This is a genomic window from Pseudomonas sp. RC2C2 (genome assembly GCF_018390435.1).
GTDB classification, from domain to species: Bacteria; Pseudomonadota; Gammaproteobacteria; order Pseudomonadales; family Pseudomonadaceae; genus Aquipseudomonas; species Aquipseudomonas donghuensis.
The window spans coordinates 654,166-673,001 of record NZ_JAHBAX010000001.1 but is presented as its reverse complement, the minus strand read 5'-3'; the positions used below and the strand labels follow the sequence as shown (position 1 = coordinate 673,001).

The 18,836-nt window shown below is 62.0% G+C and carries 21 protein-coding genes and 1 tRNA gene; 15 read left to right on the top strand and 7 right to left on the bottom strand.

Going from position 1 to position 18,836, the window contains the following annotated elements:
* Positions 1-20 precede the first annotated feature (20 nt).
* On the top strand, positions 21-1,169 hold the full coding sequence (locus KHO53_RS03095; RefSeq protein ID WP_213569964.1) for an MFS transporter: 1,149 nt from the start codon (positions 21-23) through the stop codon (positions 1,167-1,169).
* 43 nt (positions 1,170-1,212) lie between these two features.
* A complete protein-coding gene (locus tag KHO53_RS03090; protein WP_213569963.1) occupies positions 1,213-1,731 on the top strand; it encodes a 1,2-dihydroxy-3-keto-5-methylthiopentene dioxygenase in 519 nt (172 codons plus the stop codon).
* A gap of 78 nt (positions 1,732-1,809) precedes the next feature.
* Here the strand turns inward: KHO53_RS03090 and KHO53_RS03085 are convergent, their stop codons facing one another.
* Positions 1,810-2,082, bottom strand: coding sequence for a DUF3509 domain-containing protein (locus KHO53_RS03085; protein ID WP_213569959.1), 273 nt, complete (start codon positions 2,080-2,082; stop codon positions 1,810-1,812).
* 274 nt (positions 2,083-2,356) lie between these two features.
* Between KHO53_RS03085 and KHO53_RS03080 the strand changes: the two genes are divergently transcribed.
* Entirely contained in the window at positions 2,357-2,881 is a 525-nt protein-coding gene (locus KHO53_RS03080; RefSeq protein ID WP_010226362.1) for an ankyrin repeat domain-containing protein, read from the top strand.
* A 59-nt stretch (positions 2,882-2,940) separates the two neighbouring features.
* Positions 2,941-3,471 carry a hypothetical protein gene (locus KHO53_RS03075; protein WP_010226361.1) on the top strand — a complete coding sequence of 177 codons (531 nt, stop codon included), beginning with the start codon at positions 2,941-2,943 and terminating at the stop codon, positions 3,469-3,471.
* Here the strand turns inward: KHO53_RS03075 and KHO53_RS03070 are convergent.
* Positions 3,468-4,409: a ZIP family metal transporter gene (locus KHO53_RS03070; RefSeq protein WP_213569958.1), complete on the bottom strand. Its 942-nt coding sequence runs from the start codon at positions 4,407-4,409 to the stop codon at positions 3,468-3,470. The genes KHO53_RS03075 and KHO53_RS03070 overlap by 4 nt on opposite strands.
* 127 nt (positions 4,410-4,536) lie before the next feature.
* On the opposite strand from KHO53_RS03070, the gene KHO53_RS03065 reads away from it, so the two are divergent.
* Positions 4,537-4,728, top strand: a complete 192-nt coding sequence (locus KHO53_RS03065; protein ID WP_010226359.1) for a PLDc N-terminal domain-containing protein — start codon at positions 4,537-4,539, stop codon at positions 4,726-4,728.
* A gap of 43 nt (positions 4,729-4,771) precedes the next feature.
* Here KHO53_RS03065 and KHO53_RS03060 read toward each other — a convergent pair whose 3' ends face one another.
* On the bottom strand, positions 4,772-5,245 hold the full coding sequence (locus KHO53_RS03060; protein ID WP_036996530.1) for a methylated-DNA--[protein]-cysteine S-methyltransferase: 474 nt from the start codon (positions 5,243-5,245) through the stop codon (positions 4,772-4,774).
* Between the two features lie 185 nt (positions 5,246-5,430).
* Between KHO53_RS03060 and KHO53_RS03055 the strand changes: the two genes are divergently transcribed.
* The 7 genes from KHO53_RS03055 (at position 5,431) to KHO53_RS03025 (ending at position 13,175) form a co-directional block, all read left to right on the top strand.
* Complete coding sequence (locus KHO53_RS03055) at positions 5,431-7,515, top strand: LTA synthase family protein (RefSeq protein WP_100782065.1); 2,085 nt, start codon at positions 5,431-5,433, stop codon at positions 7,513-7,515.
* 44 nt (positions 7,516-7,559) lie between these two features.
* Entirely contained in the window at positions 7,560-8,978 is a 1,419-nt protein-coding gene (locus tag KHO53_RS03050) for a hypothetical protein (RefSeq protein WP_213569957.1), read from the top strand.
* Positions 8,979-9,051: 73 nt separating this feature from the next.
* Complete coding sequence (locus KHO53_RS03045; protein ID WP_010226352.1) at positions 9,052-9,288, top strand: hypothetical protein; 237 nt, start codon at positions 9,052-9,054, stop codon at positions 9,286-9,288.
* Positions 9,289-9,474: 186 nt separating this feature from the next.
* Positions 9,475-9,807: a ribonuclease E inhibitor RraB gene (locus KHO53_RS03040; RefSeq protein WP_010226349.1), complete on the top strand. Its 333-nt coding sequence runs from the start codon at positions 9,475-9,477 to the stop codon at positions 9,805-9,807.
* Positions 9,808-10,017: 210 nt separating this feature from the next.
* Positions 10,018-11,427, top strand: a complete 1,410-nt coding sequence (locus tag KHO53_RS03035) for a circularly permuted type 2 ATP-grasp protein (protein WP_036996527.1) — start codon at positions 10,018-10,020, stop codon at positions 11,425-11,427.
* Between the two features lie 3 nt (positions 11,428-11,430).
* On the top strand, positions 11,431-12,381 hold the full coding sequence (locus KHO53_RS03030; RefSeq protein ID WP_010226344.1) for an alpha-E domain-containing protein: 951 nt from the start codon (positions 11,431-11,433) through the stop codon (positions 12,379-12,381).
* On the top strand, positions 12,378-13,175 hold the full coding sequence (locus KHO53_RS03025) for a transglutaminase family protein (protein WP_010226342.1): 798 nt from the start codon (positions 12,378-12,380) through the stop codon (positions 13,173-13,175). The genes KHO53_RS03030 and KHO53_RS03025 overlap by 4 nt, the downstream gene beginning before the upstream one ends.
* 3 nt (positions 13,176-13,178) lie before the next feature.
* On the opposite strand, the gene KHO53_RS03020 is transcribed toward KHO53_RS03025, so the two are convergent.
* On the bottom strand, positions 13,179-13,979 hold the full coding sequence (locus KHO53_RS03020; protein ID WP_036996526.1) for a cytochrome c: 801 nt from the start codon (positions 13,977-13,979) through the stop codon (positions 13,179-13,181).
* Between the two features lie 549 nt (positions 13,980-14,528).
* Here KHO53_RS03020 and KHO53_RS03015 point away from each other — a divergent pair.
* Positions 14,529-15,257, top strand: coding sequence for an amidotransferase (locus KHO53_RS03015; protein WP_010226339.1), 729 nt, complete (start codon positions 14,529-14,531; stop codon positions 15,255-15,257).
* 9 nt (positions 15,258-15,266) lie between these two features.
* On the opposite strand, the gene KHO53_RS03010 is transcribed toward KHO53_RS03015, so the two are convergent.
* From KHO53_RS03010 to KHO53_RS03000, 3 genes are all read right to left on the bottom strand, one after another.
* Positions 15,267-16,238 carry a magnesium and cobalt transport protein CorA gene (locus tag KHO53_RS03010; protein WP_010226338.1) on the bottom strand — a complete coding sequence of 324 codons (972 nt, stop codon included), beginning with the start codon at positions 16,236-16,238 and terminating at the stop codon, positions 15,267-15,269.
* 65 nt (positions 16,239-16,303) lie between these two features.
* Positions 16,304-17,026: a lysophospholipid acyltransferase family protein gene (locus tag KHO53_RS03005; RefSeq protein ID WP_213569956.1), complete on the bottom strand. Its 723-nt coding sequence runs from the start codon at positions 17,024-17,026 to the stop codon at positions 16,304-16,306.
* Between the two features lie 122 nt (positions 17,027-17,148).
* Complete coding sequence (locus tag KHO53_RS03000) at positions 17,149-17,838, bottom strand: crotonase/enoyl-CoA hydratase family protein (RefSeq protein ID WP_010226334.1); 690 nt, start codon at positions 17,836-17,838, stop codon at positions 17,149-17,151.
* A gap of 290 nt (positions 17,839-18,128) precedes the next feature.
* Between KHO53_RS03000 and KHO53_RS02995 the strand changes: the two genes are divergently transcribed.
* Positions 18,129-18,218 (top strand) — tRNA-Ser (locus KHO53_RS02995).
* 71 nt (positions 18,219-18,289) lie between these two features.
* Entirely contained in the window at positions 18,290-18,805 is a 516-nt protein-coding gene (locus KHO53_RS02990; protein ID WP_010226332.1) for a DUF6630 family protein, read from the top strand.
* Positions 18,806-18,836: the final 31 nt, after the last annotated feature.

The following is an 18,836-nucleotide window of genomic DNA, read 5'->3' as shown; positions in this document are numbered from 1 at the left end:
GCGCCGCGGCTCGCTGAGCCGTGGCGCCGATTCCCTACTGGCGGCTGTCCAGTTTCTACCTCTTTTACTTCGCCTTGCTCGGCTCGACAGCGCCGTTTCTGGCGTTGTATTTCGATCACCTGGGTTTTTCCAGTGCGCGCATCGGCGAGCTGGTGGCCATCCCCATGCTGATGCGCTGCGTGGCCCCCAACCTGTGGGGCTGGCTGGGCGACCGCAGTGGCCAGCGCTTGCTGATCGTGCGCCTGGGCGCCTTGTCGACCCTGGCGACCTTTTCGTTGATCTTCTTCGGCAAAAGCTACGCCTGGCTGGCGCTGGTGATGGCCCTGCATGCGTTCTTCTGGCATGCGGTACTGCCACAGTTCGAGGTCATCACCCTGGCCCACCTGCAAGGGCAGACCGCACGCTACAGCCAGATCCGTCTGTGGGGCTCGATCGGCTTCATCCTCACCGTGGTCGGCCTTGGCCGATTGTTCGACTGGCTTAGCCTGGATATCTACCCGGTTGCCTTGGTGGTCGTCATGGCCGGTATCGTCGTGGCCAGCCTCTGGGTGCCCAATGCCCAGCCGCCGGGGCAGCATGAGCGTGCGGCCGGCGGCGGTTTTCTCAGGCAACTGGCAAGCCCGGGTGTTGCCGCGTTTTACCTGTGCGTGGCACTCATGCAGCTTAGCCATGGCCCGTACTACACCTTCCTGACCCTGCACCTTGAGCACCTGGGTTACAGTCGCGGCACCATCGGCATGCTCTGGGCCCTGGGGGTGGTGGCCGAGGTGCTGATGTTCCTGGCCATGAGCTGGATCCTGGCGCGGGTCTCGCTGCGCCGGGTGCTGCTGGCCAGTTTTGCCCTGGCGGCCGTGCGCTGGGTGTTGCTGGGCAACTTTGCCGAGCACCTGGGCGTACTGCTGCTTGCCCAGGTCCTGCACGCAGCCACCTTCGGCAGTTTTCACGCGGCCGCCATCGCTTTCGTGCAACGCAGTTTCGGCGCCCGCCAGCAAGGCCAGGGCCAGGCGCTGTATGCAGCGCTCGCCGGCACGGGCGGCGCCTTGGGCGCCTTGTGTTCGGGGTACAGCTGGAACCTGCTGGGGCCGGCTACCACCTTTAGTATTGCCAGCGTCGCGGCCCTGGCCGCAGCCGTTATCATTGCACTTCGAATGAAAGAGGACAGGGCATGAGCCTTGGCCGTGAACCATTGGCCGGTAGTAAGGAGTTGCCCTGATGAGCAGCCTGACCGTGTATCACCAGTCCACCCCGGATATTCCCAACAAAGTCTTGACTCATCTTGAAGACATTGCCGCGACCCTGGCCGAGCAGGGCGTGCGTTTCGAGCGTTGGCAGGCCGCCGCGCCCATTCAGGCGGGGGCCAGCGATCAGGATGTGATCGGCGCTTATCAAGCCAGTATCGACGCGCTGAAGGCCGAGAAGGGCTTTGCCGGTGTCGAGGTAACCCGCGAAGCGGACGCCCGCTTGCTTGCCGAGCATACCTGCGACGAAGATCAACTGCGCTTTTTCGCCGCCGGGCGCGGGCTGTTCAGCCTGCGGATCGAGGATTACATCTATGCGGTGTTGTGCGAGAAGGGCGACCTGATCGGCGTGCCGGCGGGGGTTCGGCATTGGCTCGACCTGGGCGAGGAGCCGCGGTTTGTGGCGATCCGGGTGTTTAACCAGGCACAGGGTTCGGTTGCCAACTTTACTGGCGACAAGATCGCTGCAGACTTTCCTCGGCTTGATGACTGAGTGATCGCCATCGCGGGGCAAGCCCGCTCCTACACAGACTTGTAGGAGCGGGCTTGCCCCGCGATGCGATCTCCATGCTTACCGATAAGTCGGCAAGGCAAACCGCTGCTGGCTCTGCAAATTTGAAATCAGTGGCAACTCACTGGCCTGCCCGGCCAGGTCGCGGCGAATCGCACTGATCGCCCACGACAGCTGTTCGGCGCTGTGCAGTTGGGCATAAGAAATCGAGCGCTGGGTCTGGGTGCCGTCCGCTGCCCGCAGGGTCAGCAGAATTCCACCGTCGGGGCGCGCCTGAGTGGTGACGTCGTAGGCGGAGAATACCGAGGCGAATTTTTCCTGGATGAGGTCCATATCAGCTCCTGACTGTTAGTGGCAGACATGGAGTGACTGGTGCAGTGACTGTGCCAGCTTTTATTTGATATAAAATCGTTATAAATCAACAAGTTATAATTTATGTCGAAGAACGCTATCGTGCACTCTGCACGGTCGTGCATTTTGCACAGTGCATTTTGCAGTGCTGCCCTGGCCAATAGATTTCTTCTGTCATGGCCATGAGTTATCCACCGTTGACCCGGCGTGCTCGCTGACAAAGACTTGGGCCTTTCCGATAGCCAGGAGGTTCCCCATGTCTGACCAACGTAGCCCCACGCCGATGAACGATGACGAGGCGGCAGCGTTCGCCGAAGAAGTGTTCGACCGGGCGCGCAAGGGCGACGCGGTGATGCTCGGGCGCTTGCTGGAAAATGGCCTGCCGGTGAACCTGCGCAATGGCAATGGCGATACCTTGCTGATGCTTGCCAGCTATCACGGGCATCTGCAGGCCGTTACAGTGCTGCTCGAGCACGGTGCCGACCCGCAGATTGCCAATGACAAGGGCCAATTGCCCATCGCCGGCGCCGCTTTCAAGGGCCACCTGGAGATGGTCCAGTTGCTGGTGGATAAAGGCGCCGAGGTCGATGGGACGTCTGCCGATGGGCGTACGGCGCTGATGATGGCGGCGATGTTCAACCGCACGGTCATCGTCGATTACCTGCTGGGCAAGGGCGCTAACCCGCGCCACCGTGACGCCCGTGGCAGCGATGCCCTGGGCGCGGCGCAAACCATGGGTGCCCCTGAGACCAGCGAGCAGTTGCTCAAGCTGCTCGGCTAACCCCCCGGGGCCTTTTGCGGCTATCCTTGGCGACTTTTTTACCGTCGCAGGGCCCCCACATGAAATCCCAACTGGTCGAACTCATCGGCAAAATCAGCGCTGGCTGCATGCGCGAGGAAGACATCGCGCGCATCGCCGACGAAGCCGCCCAGGCCTATGCCGACCCGCAGGCGTTCCTCGCCGCCAACCCGGACATCAACTACGACGACAGCTTCCCGATCCCGCTGGGTGAATGGATTGTGGTCGGCAGCCTGCCCGATACCGTGCTGTTCCAGGCCGATACCTACCAGGACCTGTTTGCCCAGATCGTCGACTCCTTCGACAAGAGCGTGCCGTTCAACCTCAAGCCCAAGCAGTTGGCCAAGGTCGAGCCGCTGACCGCGCTCAACCGCATCCAGGTGCAGATGGGCGCGATGAACAAGGAGGCTGGCGGCTACGTGCTGATGAACTTCAGCCAGTTGCTCGATGACGAGCTGCAGATGGTGCTGGTCGGCAACGACGAGCTGCCACGGGTGCTGGAACTGTGCGCCGAGGTCGGCATTGCCGCAGCGCCGGCTCTGGAAGCGCTACGGGTTGCCGTGCACGTTTAACCGAGGGCGGTATCGAGGAACATCATCACCGCAAAGCCGCCCATCAGGCCCAGGGTTGCCGAGGTCTGGTGGCCGTTGCGGTGGGTTTCCGGGATCACTTCGTGGGACACCACGAAGATCATCGCCCCGGCCGCCAGGCCCATGCTCACCGGGTAGGCGATAGCAAAACCGCTGGAGATGCCCAGACCGATCACGGCACCCAAGGGTTCCATCAGGCCCGAGCCGATTGCCACCAATGCCGCCTTGAAGGTCGAAAGACCGGTTGCGCGCAGCGCCAGGGCCACGGCCAGGCCTTCGGGAATGTCCTGGATGGCGATGGCGCTGGTCAGCGGCAGGCCGACATTGAGGTCGCCGTTGGCAAAACTGACGCCGATGGCCATGCCCTCGGGCAGGTTGTGCAGGGTGATCGCCAGCACGAACAGCCACACCCGGTTGATCCGCTCGGCCTGTGGGCCGCAGGGGCCGGTGCTCTCGTGTTCGTGCGGGGTAAAACGGTCGAGACCGAGCATCAGCAGCACGCCCAGGCCCATGCCGACGACCACCGTCAATGCCGCGTAAGGGCCATTGCCGGTGATCCCACGGGCCGCGTCGAGGCCGGGCAGAATCAGCGAGAACGAGCTGGCAGCGAGCATCATGCCGGCGGCAAAGCCGAGCATAACATCCTGCGTTCGCGCGCTGATCTCGCGCAGCACCACGGCCATGACCGCACCCAGGGCGGTAGCGGCAAAGCCGGCAAGGCCACCGAGCATGGCCATGTGCAGGTTTTGCTGGTGCTCGCCATGCACAGCGTTCCAGGCACTGGCGACCAGCAGGCCGAGCACCGCCAGCAGGCTCAAACCCAAGCCTGCGCTGAGCCACGGGCTGCTTTGTGCCTGTTGTATCCAGGCGCTCCATAGTGGCGCGGGGGCAGGGCTGCTGTGGCTGTGGGCGGGTGGCATAGGGACCTCTGGCTGCAATTCAATGAACCGAGTGTAACCAGCGCTGCTGGGCTGCGGCGAACGATTCGCCTCTATCGGGCTGATAGCCAGCTATCCTGAGGGCAGGCGTGATCATGGGAGCAATACCATGGGGTCTACCTTCAATAGCGTGGTTGGGCTGATCATTCTGGCCCTGGACATCTGGGCGATCATCAATGTGATCAAGAGCGGTGTCAGTGGCGGCGTCAAGATTCTCTGGGTGCTGCTGATTCTGCTGTTGCCTGTGCTGGGCCTGATCATCTGGGCGATCGCCGGGCCGCGGGGCAATGTGCGGCTATAGTCCGCTATCGCGGGGCAAGCCGGCTCCTGCCCCGCGATAATTTTCAGATCAACCAGGTCCCCTCCAGTTCCAGCAAGATCTGCTTGCGCTCGATCCCCCCGGCAAACCCGGTGAGGGTGCCATTGCTGCCGATCACCCGATGGCAGGGCACAATGATCGCGATCGGGTTGGCGCCATTGGCGGTGCCCACTGCCCGCACCGATTTCGGCTTGCCAATGGCCTGGGCAAGCTCGCCGTAGCTGCAGGTGGTGCCATAGGGAATGCGCTGCAGGGCCTGCCACACCTGGCGCTGGAATGGCGTGCCGTGGGCCGCCAGGCGCACTTCGAAATGTTCGCGCTTACGGGCAAAGTACTCGTCGAGCTGGCGTGCCACATCGTCCAGCTGGCGAGTGGCCGGCTGCCAGTCTTCGGCCAGTTCCCAGGGCTGGGCGGCATCCATGTGCAGCATGCGCAGGCCCTGTTCATCGCCTGCCAGTAGCAGCGGGCCAAGCGGGCTTGGGAGGTAGCGATAAAACATGGCGTAATGATCTCGATGCGGATAACACTGATTCTATTACGAAATTTTCACAATCGATTGCCGACAATTTGCTCGCGCAATTATCCAATCGCCGAATGGCCGTGCAACGTGCTCGCGTTTAGGGCACATTTGCCGATTCGTTTTACCGCCTTCCTCGAACCTGAACCCTAGGGATCTTCCAATTCATGGCTACCACGGACGCCTTGAGTCAACAGCGGGCTGCGTCGCGCCCGTTGCAACCGACGCTGAAATCGCACCTGGCCTACACCCTGCTGTGCGGTCTGGTGATCATGCTGATGCTCAGTCTGGTCCGCCTGGCCCTGCTGGCCTATAACAATGACATGATCGGCGACACGCCGATGTCGACTGTAGCCGAGGGCTTCTTCAACGGTCTGCGTTTCGACCTGCGGGTCGTGGTGTACCTGAGCATCCCGCTGCTGCTGGCCATCCTCAGTGCCCGGGCCATGGCCGCACGCGGCCTGTTCCGTGCCTGGCTGACCATCGCCTCGAGCATCGTCATGTTCCTCGGCCTGATGGAGATGGATTTCTATCGCGAGTTCCACCAGCGCCTCAACGGCCTGGTGTTCCAGTACGTCAAGGAAGACCCGAAAACCGTGCTGAGCATGCTCTGGTACGGCTTCCCGGTAGTGCGCTACCTGCTGGCCTGGGCCTTTGGCACCTGGCTGCTGAGCCTGCTGTTCAAGGGCATCGACCGCCTTACCCGGCCCGATGGCGTGTATGAAAGCCAGGTCGCTGGCAAGCGTAGCGTAGCACCTTGGTATGTGCGCGGCGTGGTGTTCTTCATGGTCCTGCTGGTGGCGGTCATCGCTGCTCGCGGCACCCTGCGCCAGGGCCCGCCAATGCGTTGGGGCGACGCTTTCACCACCGACTCGAACTTCGTCAACCAGTTGGGCCTGAACGGCACCCTGACCCTGATCGATGCGGCCAAGAGCCGTTTCGGCGAGGACCGCGCCAACATCTGGAAGTCGACCATCGAGCAGGGCCTGGCTACCCAGGCCGTGCGTGACATGCTGCTGACCGCCAACGACAAGCTGGTCGATGCCGACAGCGCCGCGGTGCGCCGTGATTTCACCCCGCCAGCGGACAACACCCTGCCGATCAAGAACGTCGTGGTGATCCTCATGGAGAGCTTCGCCGGTCATTCGGTAGGCGCCCTGGGCAGCCCGAACAACATCACCCCGTACTTCGACAAACTGGCGAAAGAGGGCGTGCTGTTCGACCGCTTCTTCTCCAACGGCACCCACACCCACCAGGGCATGTTCGCCACCATGGCCTGCTACCCGAACCTGCCGGGCTTCGAGTACCTGATGCAGACCCCGGAAGGCGGCCACAAGCTGTCGGGCCTGCCGGCGCTGCTCAGTGCCCGTGACTACGACGACGTCTACGTCTACAACGGCGACTTTGCCTGGGACAACCAGTCCGGGTTCTTCGGCAACCAGGGCATGACCACCTTCATCGGCCGTAACGACTTCGTCAATCCGGTGTTCTCCGACCCGACCTGGGGCGTGTCCGACCAGGACATGTTCGACCGCGGTAACGAAGAGCTGGCCAAGCACGATGGCAAGAAGCCGATCTACGCGCTGCTGCAGACCCTGTCCAACCACACGCCGTATGCACTGCCCAAGGATTTGCCGGTCGAGAAGGTCACAGGCCAGGGCCGCCTGGACGAGCACCTGACCGCCATGCGCTACTCCGACTGGGCCTTGGGCCAGTTCTTCGAGAAGGCGCGCAAGGAGCCTTACTTCAAGCAAACCCTGTTCGTCATCGTCGGCGACCATGGCTTCGGCAACCACCAGCAGGTCACCGAGATGGACCTGGGGCGCTTCAACGTGCCGCTGCTGCTGATCGCCCCGGGTATCCAGGACAAGTTCGGTGCGGTCAACCACACCGTGGGTACCCAGATCGACATCGTGCCGACCATCATGGGCCGCCTGGGCGGCGAAACCCGTCACCAGTGCTGGGGCCGTGACCTGCTTAACCTGCCGGCCGGTGACCAGGGCTTCGGCATGATCAAGCCATCGGGCAGCGAGCAGATCGTCGGGCTGGTCAAGGGCGACCGGATCCTGATCGAGTCCAAGGACATGTCGCCACGCATGTACCGCTACGAGCTCGGTGCCAACTTCAAGGCCGAGCTGATCGAAGCCCCGGACCAGAAGGACCTGACCCACAAGCTCGAGTCGTTCATCCAGACGGCGACCAAGAGCTTGCTGGACAACACCGCTGGTGTAGTGCACGGCACCCCGGAATAACGTCGTTGCTAGCGCTGTAAACAGGACCCCGGCTTGCCGGGGTCTTGGCTTTCTGGGCCATGGGTGCTCAAATCGCGCGCTTGAGGAAGCGGGGGCTGCAACGGCGCCCATCAAAAAAGGATTTTTACGTGCGCGTGTTCGTGTTGTTTGCCTGCCTGTGCCATTCACTGTGGGCGCTGGCCGATGTTGCACCGGCGGATTACCAGACGCCCCCCGGCTGGCGTACCGAATGCATGGGCCGGGTGCAGTTCGATGTGCCCAAGGACATTGCCTGGCACACCTCCAGTGGCTACTGGCAGTACTACAATTTCGAGCTCCCCGACCCCACGATCACCCCTGGGGACAAGCAGATTGCCTACGGCGAAGGGTTGACTGGCGAGCTGCCCTTTCTGGTCGACATCGAGGTCAGCCCGTTGACCACCCGTGCACTCTACGAACAGATCCGCTATGTGCAGAGCCTCACCCGTGGCCCGGCGCAGGAGCGGGTGGTGAAGGCACAGATGGAGGCGCTGGATGCCGCCATCTCTGCGAGCCGTGACGATGAAACGCGCTACAGGGCACTGAGTGATCAGTACTACGACTTGCGTGAAAAGCTCCAGCGCATAGGCTATGTGAATTCGCAACTGGTAGTGCTTGACGACATGATCAAGCAATTTACTGGCGAGGGGCGGTCGGTGGCGAAGCTGCAGGTCGAGCGTGATGCCTTCTTCGAGGAGCAGGCGCAATGGCCGACCGATGTAGAGTACGAGCATGAGCGCTTTATCGAGCTGGGTGTGCCGGACGCCTCTGCAAACTGGTATGAAGGCAATCTGACTGCCTACCTGTGGCGCGATCAACGCATCTACCGATTCAAATTCTACAGTGGCGCCAATACCGCGACAGACACCGCTGCGCTGGCCCGGCTGGAGCCCAGGGCGCGCGCTGTGCTGGCCGCGTTCCGCACCCGCAAGCAATACGAAATCCCCCAGGACAACGGCTTCTGTGTGCCCTTCGGCTTCATTGCCGACGATGGCACACCGCGCCATGCCATCACCCTGGGCCTCAACCCCGCAGACAACCCGAACCTGTTGCACCGCCTGAGCATGAGCAGTGACAGTGACAAGGCCGTCGAGATGGTGCCGATGCTGCTGGATCGACTGATCGCCAATCCGTTTCCGCTGCAGATCAGCGTCGATAAGTTCGGGCCCTCAAGCGTGCGGATCGGGGCCGCCAAGGGCAGGTTCGGCGGCGCACGCTTTCGCGTCTATGAGCCTGACAGTCTTAAGCCGGCGGCCACTGAAACGTTCAGGATGGTCGCTGGCGCCTTGAGCTCCGGCTACCAGCCCACCGTGGTACTGGGAGTGACCGATGAACACTCCGAGCCGCCGCTGCAGTTCGAGCCCTCCAGGGACGAGTTTCTGCGCACGCTGCAAAGCATACGTGCGCTGCCGGGCGGCCATCGCTTTGAGCCGCAAGTCGACTGAACAACCACCCCGCGGCGAGGTCAACGGTAGGTAGGCCAGATTCACCCCGAACATCGGTACAGAGGAGCGTCCAATGAAAGACTGGGTCATTACTTTTGTTGATCAGAAGGGCGAACGTACCTCGCTGCCTTTCACCGCAGAGCTTGAGCCGAGCATCGAAGAGGCTGCGCGGCTGATTCGTACCCATCTGTTTCCGGTCCTGGGCGAACTGGACCTCAATGATTTCCAGGACCGCGAACCCTCGCCGACCGCCAAATGGCTCAAAGAGCAGAACGGCGTGGAGATCACTGCCATCACTGAAGCACCCTGAGCCCGTTGGCTGGCACGCCCGGCAATCAGGCGCTACGCTGCAGACAAGGTCGGGCGATTGTTTCTGATTGTCCGGGCTTGCCGATCCACGTCACGCAACAGCTCGAATTGCCCCCGCACGTCTTGTGTGGCGGGCAGGTGCGTTTTGCACTGAAAGTCTATCCATCGGTAATGAGGAGGACGATTCATGAGCAGCCAATACGAGGACATCAGCAGCACGGTCTTGCGTCGGATGAAAGAAGGGGGGTTCAACTTCGCCCAGATTCATCCCATCGAGTTTTATGCGGTATTTCCGGACGAGGCACGGGCGCGGCGAGCGGCAGGAAAGTTTCGCGGCGAATCACTCAGTGCCCAGGTACATGAGCGCGATGATGGCGCCTGGCACCTGGAGCTGAGCAAGGTGATGTTTGCAACCTATGGCGGTATTGGCGAATTCGAACAGGATTTCGAAGCGGTCATCGCGCCATTGGGCGGTGAGATTGAAGGCTGGGGAGTCAAGCAGGAGCGTCAACTGGCTTGAATCCAGGGCCCGGCGAGGGCGGCTGTTGCCGCCCGGTACGGGCTGATCAGCGCTTCGCAATGAAGCGTTGCTGCCAACGCAACCGGAACGCTTGCACAGATCTGGTGCGATCGTCCTTTTGTCAAAGTACAAGCTATTGAAAAACAAGGAATTATGCCGCTGGCACGGGGCTTGCGATGGCTCGGGTGCACGGGTGACAAGGAGTTCGGCATGATCCGCACCTTTTATGACGAAATGTACGCCGCTGACGGCCTGGTCCGTCCGCATTACCGGGCGTTCGCCCGCTGGCTGGCCGAAACCCCGCCGGAGCTGCTGGCCCAGCGTCGACGTGAAGCCGACCTGCTGTTCCACCGCGCCGGCATCACCTTCACCCTCTATGGCGACGAGCAGGGCACCGAGCGGCTGATCCCCTTCGATACGATTCCGCGCAGTATTCCCGCCAGTGAGTGGCGGGTGGTGGAGCGGGGCTGCATTCAGCGGGTCAAGGCGCTGAACCTGTTTCTGGCTGACCTGTACCACGACCAGCGCATCATTCGCGCCGGGATCATCCCGGCCGAGCAGGTCCTGGCCAACGACCAGTACCAGCTGGCGATGCAAGGCCTGGACCTGCACCGCGACCTCTATTCGCACATTTGCGGGGTCGACCTGGTGCGCGACAGCGACGGCAGCTACTACGTGCTCGAAGACAACCTGCGCACTCCCAGCGGCGTCAGCTACATGCTCGAAGACCGCAAGATGATGATGCGCCTGTTTCCCGAGCTGTTCGCCGCCCAGCGCATCGCCCCCATCGATCATTACCCTAACCTGTTGCTCGATACCCTCAAGAGCTCAAGCCCGCTGGATAACCCCAGCGTGGTGGTGCTGACGCCCGGGCGTTTCAATAGTGCGTTCTTCGAACACGCCTTCCTCGCCCGCGAGATGGGCGTCGAACTGGTCGAGGGCGCCGACCTGTTCGTGCGTGACGAGCGGGTGTTCATGCGTACCACCGACGGCCCCAAGGCGGTGGATGTGATCTACCGGCGCCTGGACGATGCCTTCCTCGACCCCCTGGCGTTCAATCCCGATTCGATGCTCGGCGTGCCCGGGCTGCTGGCCGCCTATCGCTGCGGCAACGTGGTGCTGGCCAATGCGATTGGCACCGGCGTTGCCGACGACAAGTCGATCTACCCCTATGTCACCGACATGATCCGTTTTTACCTCGATGAGGAGCCGATCCTGAAGAACGTGCCGACCTGGCAGTGCCGCAAGCCTGAAGAGCTTTCCCACGTGCTTGCGCATTTGCCGGAGCTGGTGGTCAAGGAAACCCAGGGCTCCGGTGGCTACGGCATGCTGGTCGGGCCGGCAGCGACCCGCGCCGAGATCGAGGCGTTTGCCGCACGGATCAAGGCCCGGCCGGCGGCCTACATCGCCCAGCCAACGCTGTCGCTGTCGACTTGCCCGACCTTTGTCGACAACGGCATTGCCCCGCGGCATATCGACTTGCGGCCTTTCGTGCTGTCCGGGCGCGAGACCCGGGTGGTGCCTGGCGGCCTGACCCGGGTTGCCCTGCGTGAAGGCTCACTGGTGGTCAATTCGTCCCAGGGCGGCGGTACCAAGGACACCTGGGTGGTCGAGGATTAAGCCATGTTGAGTAGAACTGCCTCCGATTTGTACTGGATGTCACGTTACCTGGAGCGCGCGGAAAACCTCGCGCGGATGCTTGATGTCAGTTATTCGCTGTCGCTGATGCCGCAGGATGGCCGCGGTGACGGCCTGGATGAAATGGCCATGCCGCTGTTGATCACCGGTACTCTCGACGATTACCTGGAGCGCCACGGCCAGTTGCATGCCGAGCGCCTGCTGCACTTCTTTGCCCTGGACCCGGAAAACCCGGCAAGCATCTACAGTTGCCTCGGCGCGGCGCGGGCCAGTGCCCATGCGGTTCGTGGGCGGATCACCGCCGACATGTGGGAAAACATCAACGCCACCTGGCTGGAGATTCGTGGCATCGCCGAGCAGGGCCTGGGGCGCTACGGCATGAGCCGTTTCTGCGAGTGGATCAAGGAGCGCTCGCACCTGTTCCGTGGTGCTACCTACGGCACCATCATGCGCAACGACGCCTTTCGCTTCATTCGCCTGGGCACCTTCATCGAGCGCGCCGACAACACCCTGCGCCTGCTCGATGCCCGCTACGAGATGCTCGGCGACGAGGCCGAGGCGGTCAGCGACAGCTCGGCGCGCGGCTATTACCAATGGAGCGCCTTGCTGCGCGCGCTGTCGTCATTCGAGGCCTACACCGAAATCTACCGTGACGCCCCGGCTGCCCGCCATGTCGCCGAGCTGCTGCTGTTGCGCGCCGATGTACCGCGCTCGCTGCGAGCCTGCACCGAAGAGATCGACCAGATCCTCGCCAGCCTGCCCGGTGGCAACGGCCGCCCGGCCCAGCGCCTGGCCGCCGAGGTGGACGCACGCCTGCGCTACACCTCGATCGATGAAATCCTTGCCGAGGGCCTGCACCCCTGGTTGACCCATTACATTCCGCTGGTGCGTGAACTGGGCAATGCCATTCACAGTGCCTACCTGGAGGCTGTATAAGACTGACCATTAGCCACGAAACCGCCTACCACTACGAAGAGCTGGTGCGCTCGAGCATCCAGTACCTGCGCTTGACCCCGCACGACAGCGAACGCCAGCAGGTGCTCAGCTGGCAGCTGGACCTGCCGCGGCCGGTGCGGGCGCAACTGGACCCGTTCGGCAACATCCTGCATGTGCTGAGCCTGGAGGAGCCGCATGCGGACCTGGTCATCGGCGCCCGCGGCCTGGTCGACATCGATGAAAGCCGTGAAACCGAGCACGAGCTGCAATCACCGCTGCCGTTCCTGCGCTTCACCCGCCTCACCGAAGCGGATGATGCGTTGCGCGCCTTCGCCAGCCAGCAATGCCGCAAGCGGCGTGACCGCTCGGCGTTGATCGAGCTGATGAACGCCCTGAACCAGCGCATGGCCTACCGGCCGGGCAGCACCGCCGTCGACACCAGCGCGGCTCAGGCGTTTGCCGGTGGGGCCGGGGTTTGCCAGGACCATACCCATGCCTTCCTGGCGTGCGCGCGCAGCCTGGGCGTGCCGGCGCGCTACGTGTCCGGGTACCTGTTCGACAGCGACAGCCAGCAGATGGCCAGCCACGCCTGGGCCGAAGCCTGGCTTGAGGATGCCTGGTACAGCTTCGATGTCACCAACCAATTGGCCCGGCCCGAACGGCACCTGAAGCTGGCCGTGGGCCTGGACTACCTGGATGCCTGCCCGGTACGCGGCATGCGCCGGGGTGGCGGTTTCGAGCAGATGCACGCCAAGGTGCTGGTGACTCCGGCCCTCAACGCCCAGCAGCAGTGAGCTTCAGGGTTTGCGCGTGACCATGTGGCGCAGGTACGCAAGCAGTGCGTCCAGCTCACTGTCGTTGATGACCGTTTCGGTAAACCCGGGCATTTTCGCCTGGGGCCATTGGCGCAGGCTTTGCGGGTCGCGGATATAGCGCCGCAGATAGTCGGCCTGGAAGTATTCGGTGGGGTTGTGCGGCAGGTTCAGGTCCGGGCCGAACTGGGCGTCACCGGCAGCGTTGAGGCGATGACACGCCAGGCAGTTTTTCTGGAACACGGCAAAGCCTTGGTTGATCGGATCATCGGCGGCCAACCCCGGTGCCGGGCGCATGGCTGGGAACCGCTCGGCCACCGTCGCCAGACGGCGAATGCTGGCGACCTGGAACGGCCACTGCTCCGGGCTGATGCGCCCGGCTTGCGGGTCGGTCCAGACCAGATAGAAAGGCCCGGCGCTGGTTTTGCCTTTGGCCAGGGGTGGCCAGGGCTTGGCCGGGTCTTCAATGGCTAGCCAGGCTCGGGCAGGGCCGTCCTTGAGCAAAGGCGCAGCCGGCATCTCGGCAGCAAAACCATCCAGGGCTACGGCCTGCAGGTGATCATCAGCCCGTACGCCCTGCAGGAGCGCAGCCAGCGGCACCGCGCGGTAGTGCATGGTTTTCTTGTAGGAAACATCGTTGTCGATCTGGATGTCCTGCACCAGCGGGTGTTTGAGCAGCTCGGCGCTCTGCCAAGGGCGACTGCCATTACCCAGGTCCAGGGTCAGTTGTGCCGCCTGCAAGGGCAGGCAGAGCAGGGCAATGAGCAAGGTAAAGCACTGGCGCATGGGCACTCTCCAACCATCAGGGTCGGCAGATTACCTGCACACAAGCGGCTTGTGCCAGGCACAAACCCAGGGAAGAGGGCATGTCGCTCAGCCGAACAGGCGCGAAAGGTTCGGCAGGATCAACAGCAGCGTAGTGGCGAAGAGGATGAGCCCGGCTTGACGTACTTTGTGTTGTTTGAACATGGCTGACCGCCTTTTTGTTGTTATTCCTGAGTGCCCAGAGGCTTCCTTGTCATCGATCTGGCGAACATCATTTAACGCTGTGAAACCATTAAGACGCGAACTGTTGCTAATGGGTATACAGCTAACCTTAGGGTCAACGTCACCCGTGTTTTAGAACGCTTTAATCTGTACTTAAGCAGTTATGTGCAGTTTTTGCTATGAGGCCTTTGGCCATCCATCAGCATTCCCCTTGCTAGACACTTGCGTGCCTTTAGTGAGTGGATCCACAGATCGTGACCGTTCGTCCGAGCATCATACTTGCCTGCGCGCCTTATTCGGGGCAGGCTTTACGGGGCAATCCCGCCTTTGTCGTTCAGGACTATTTATATGTCGCTACGCATCTGCATCCTGGAAACCGACGTCCTGCGACCCGAGCTGGTCGAGCAGTATCAGGGCTACGGACGGATGTTCGAGCAGCTGTTCTCCCGCCAGCCAATCGCCGCCGAGTTTCGCGTCTACAACGTGTTGAACGACGAGTATCCCGATGAAGACCAGGTGTTCGATGCCTACCTGGTCACTGGCAGCAAGGCCGACTCGTTCGGTGATGATCCGTGGATTCAGAAGCTCAAGGCGTTCCTGCTGGACCGCTACCAGCGTGGCGACAAATTGCTTGGCGTGTGTTTCGGTCATCAGTTGCTGGCGCTACTGCTGGGTGGCAAGAGCGAGCGCGCGCACCAGGGCTGGGGGGTGGGTACACACCGCTATGTGATGAACGCCAAGGCGCCGTGGATCAGCCCGCAGGTCGAAGAACTGACCTTGCTGATCAGCCATCAGGACCAGGTCACACGCCTGCCGGAAAACGCCACGGTGATTGCCTCCAGCGATTTCTGCCCGAACGCGGCCTACCACATCGGCGATCAGGTGCTGTGCTTCCAGGGCCACCCGGAGTTCATCCACGACTATTCGCGGGCGCTGCTTGAGTTGCGCCAGGACAGCCTCGGCCAGGAGGTGTACCACAAGGGTATCGACAGCCTGGTGCATGAGCATCACGGCAGTACGGTGGCCGAATGGATGATGCGTTTTGTCGCGCACAAACCTCAGGGCAGCTCGAACTGAGGCCTGCCGTTACAGCCAGCCGGAGCGCTTGAAGCTGGCATACAACGCCGTGCAGCCCACGGCGATCCCGCCCAGCACGGCAAAGTAGCCGTAGTGCCAGCTCAGTTCCGGCATGTTCTGAAAGTTCATCCCGTAAATCCCCGCCACTGCGGTGGGGAACGCCAGGATCGCCGCCCAGGCGGCAAACTTGCGCTGCACGATGCTCTGGCGCGAGGACTCCAGCAGCATGCCGATTTCGATGGTCTGGCTGGCGATATCGCGAATCCCGGCCAGGTCTTCCATCTGCCGGGTGACGTGGATCTGCACATCGCGAAAATACGGGCGCATGTTCTTGTCGATAAAGGGGAAGGTCAGGCGCTGCAGTTCTTCGCTGACTTCGACCATTGGCGCCACGTAGCGGCGCAGGCGCAGGATGTCGCGGCGCAGGCTGTGGATGCGCTGGATGTCTTCTTCCTTGAGCGAGCCGCTGAGCACGCTGCGCTCCAGTTCCTCGATCTCGCCATGAATGGCTTCGCTGACCGGCTGGTAGTTTTCGGTCACGAAGTCGAGCAGGGCGTAGAGCACGAAGTCCTCGCCGTGCTCCAGCAGCAGCGGGCGGGCCTCACAGCGCTGGCGCACCAGGGCGTAGGACTTCGAATGACCGTTGCGCGCAGTGATGATGTAGCCATTGCCGGCGAAGATATGCGTCTCGATGAACTCCAGCTTGCCTTCATGGCGCACAGGCGAGTACGTGACGATGAACAGGGCGTCACCGAAGGTTTCCAGCTTGGGCCGGCTGTGTTTTTCCAGTGCGTCTTCGATGGCCAGCTCATGCAGGTTGAACTGGCGCTGCAGATTGGCCAGCTCCTGGGCATCGGGCTCTTCCAGGCCAATCCAGACAAAATGCCCGGGCTTGCTCGCCCATTGGCTGCCTTCGTCCAGGCTGATGTTGGTGACCTTCCTGCCGGCGCTGTACACCGCCGCTGCAACGACTCGACCCATGGTTGTCCGCTTCTTCTGTTAACCGTGCCAGTAGCTTGGTCTGACTGGCACAATTCGGCAACTGTTCACGCCAGGGCCAGCTCGCCTTCCATGCGATCGATACAGTGCTGCATCTGCACGCGGCATTGCTCGGCCAGCGCCGGTACATCCTGCTGGGTCAGGCCACTGGTAGCGATGGGGGGCAGTGAGCGGATGATCACCTTGCTGCGGCGCCAGCCGTTGAGGCTCAGGCGGCAGGCATAGCGGCTGACGCATACGGGCACGATCGGCACGCCGGCTTCTACGGCCATGTGAAAGGCACCTTTCTTGAAGGTGATCAGGTGCTCGCCGGCATTGCGCGTGCCTTCGGGGAACACCCAGATCGAGGTGTCGTCTTCGCTCAGGGTGCGGGTGGTGGTCTGGATTGCCCGGCGCGTCTGGTAGGCATTGCCGCGATCGACCAGCACGTTGCCGCCCAGCCAGAACAACTGGCCGAACAGGGGAATCCACTTCAGGCTCTTCTTGCCGATGCACACGGTACGCCGTGGCACCACATGACCCAGCACGAACAGGTCGTAGTTGGACTGGTGGTTGGCGATGATCACGCAGCCCGGCGGCTGATCGAACAGCGGGCCGACCTCGGCCTTGATCTCAAGGCGCATCAGCCAGGTGGCAGGCAGCCCATAAAGGCGTGCACAGATTCGGCTGTTGTCCGGGTTGAACGGTCGGCACAGGCCAACCAGCACACCGAGAACACCGGCCAGGAGAAAATGCAGCCCCAACAGGAACATGCGGATAATAAAAAGCATCGTACGACTCACACCAGGCAAACGCGGCGCAGTGTACGGGTGTGCACTTCTATCGGCAAACGCTCATTGGCGCGGGGCAGGCCCGATTGCGCGAATAATCGCAATCAGGCCTTGGTAGGGGGTCAGCCCAGGTGTTCCTGGTCGCGGATGATCGCGTCGTCGAGGATCTCGAACAGTGCTTTGCGCACCTTGAGCTTGGTGTGCTTGTGGGCGTTCATGTTGATCTTCTTCAACTGGCGGGCTGCCGTCAGCGCAGCTTCCTGCAGCTGTTCGACCGGCACTACCTTGTCGAGGAAGCCGGCGTCGACGGCGCTGGCCGGGTCGAACATCTCGGCGTTGATCACCGACCGGTGGAACGCCGAGCGGCGCAGGCGATCCCGGGCCAGTTCGATACCGGCGTGGTGCATGGTCATGCCGATCTGCACTTCATTAAGGCCGATGCTGAACGGGCCTTCGACACCGATGCGGTAGTCGGCCGAGAGCAGCAGGAAGGCGCCTTTGGCCACCGCGTGGCCCGGGCAGGCAACGATGATCGGAAACGGGTGCGAGAGCATGCGCCGGGCCAGGGTGGAGCCGGCGGTCACCAGGCTGACGGCCTCTTTGGGGCCGGCGGTCATGACTTTCAGGTCGTAGCCGCCGGAGAGAATGCCTGGCTGGCCGGTGATGATTACCACCGCGCGGTCTTGCACGGCCTGGTCGAGGGCGGCATTGAACGCCTTGATGACGTCAGGCGAGATGGCGTTGACCTTGCCGTTGTTCAGGGTCAGGGTCGCAATGCCGTCTTCGAGGTGGTAGGTAATCAGCTCACTCATCACAGGGTTCCTTAAGGGGGAGTGGGGCAGACGTTACTCAGGCAAGTGCCCGAGGTAAAGCGCTGTGACTGACTGACCGGTCAGCGTCCCGGCCCACGTGCTTGTCCTGACGGGAGCGCGGTAAACCGGGCTGCCGAAGCACGCCAGAGAATGGCGGCTTTGCCCTGTGTGCCGTGTTTTTTCGATTAAATGGCTTAAGCACATGAATATTCTGAAAAAAACCTTTGCCATTAGAACCTCTTTCGACTACATTAGCGCGCCTCGACAGGCTGAACTGCTTGGCGAGAACCGGTGAAGTGTCCGAGTGGCTGAAGGAGCACGCCTGGAAAGTGTGTATACAGGAAACTGTATCAAGGGTTCGAATCCCTTCTTCACCGCCACATCTAGAAAAGCCCCCGACCTGAACAAGGCCGGGGGCTTTTTGTTTTGCCCATGAAAAAGGATGTTTCAGATGCTCAAAGAATGTTTTACCAAGGCCCAGATCCTTGCCGCTGAACAATTGCTGACCCTGATCAGTCCGTCGGCGGCAATGGCCAGCCAGCATGTCCAGGCCCTGCGCGAGGTCGAGCTGGATGAAGACGACGTCGAGGAATTCGAGGACGATCCGCAGCAACTGATGTATATCGTCAAGGATGTGGCTGACTGGGAGTCGGTGTTCTTCGTCGACTGGAAAGACACCGAGTCGTTTGTACAGAGCGTGCAACAGCTGGCCGAGGCGCGGGATGCCGAAGTCACTTTCGGTGTCGAAGACGCGGAGGATGAAGACTTCCTCGACGACACCACGGTGCCCGAGCTGATGGTCACGGCCCACGACGAACTGCACAAGCAGGGCCTGGTGCTGTGGAACTGGTCCACCGACAGTGACTGCTACAGTGGCTTCATCACCACCAGGGACGTGGCGGCGCAGCTGGTTGCGTTGGGCGAGGTGTTGGAAGTGGAAATTCGCGAGGGTAGCGAGCCGTTCTGACGGCGGTGCTTGGTGGGAGCTGGCTTGCCAG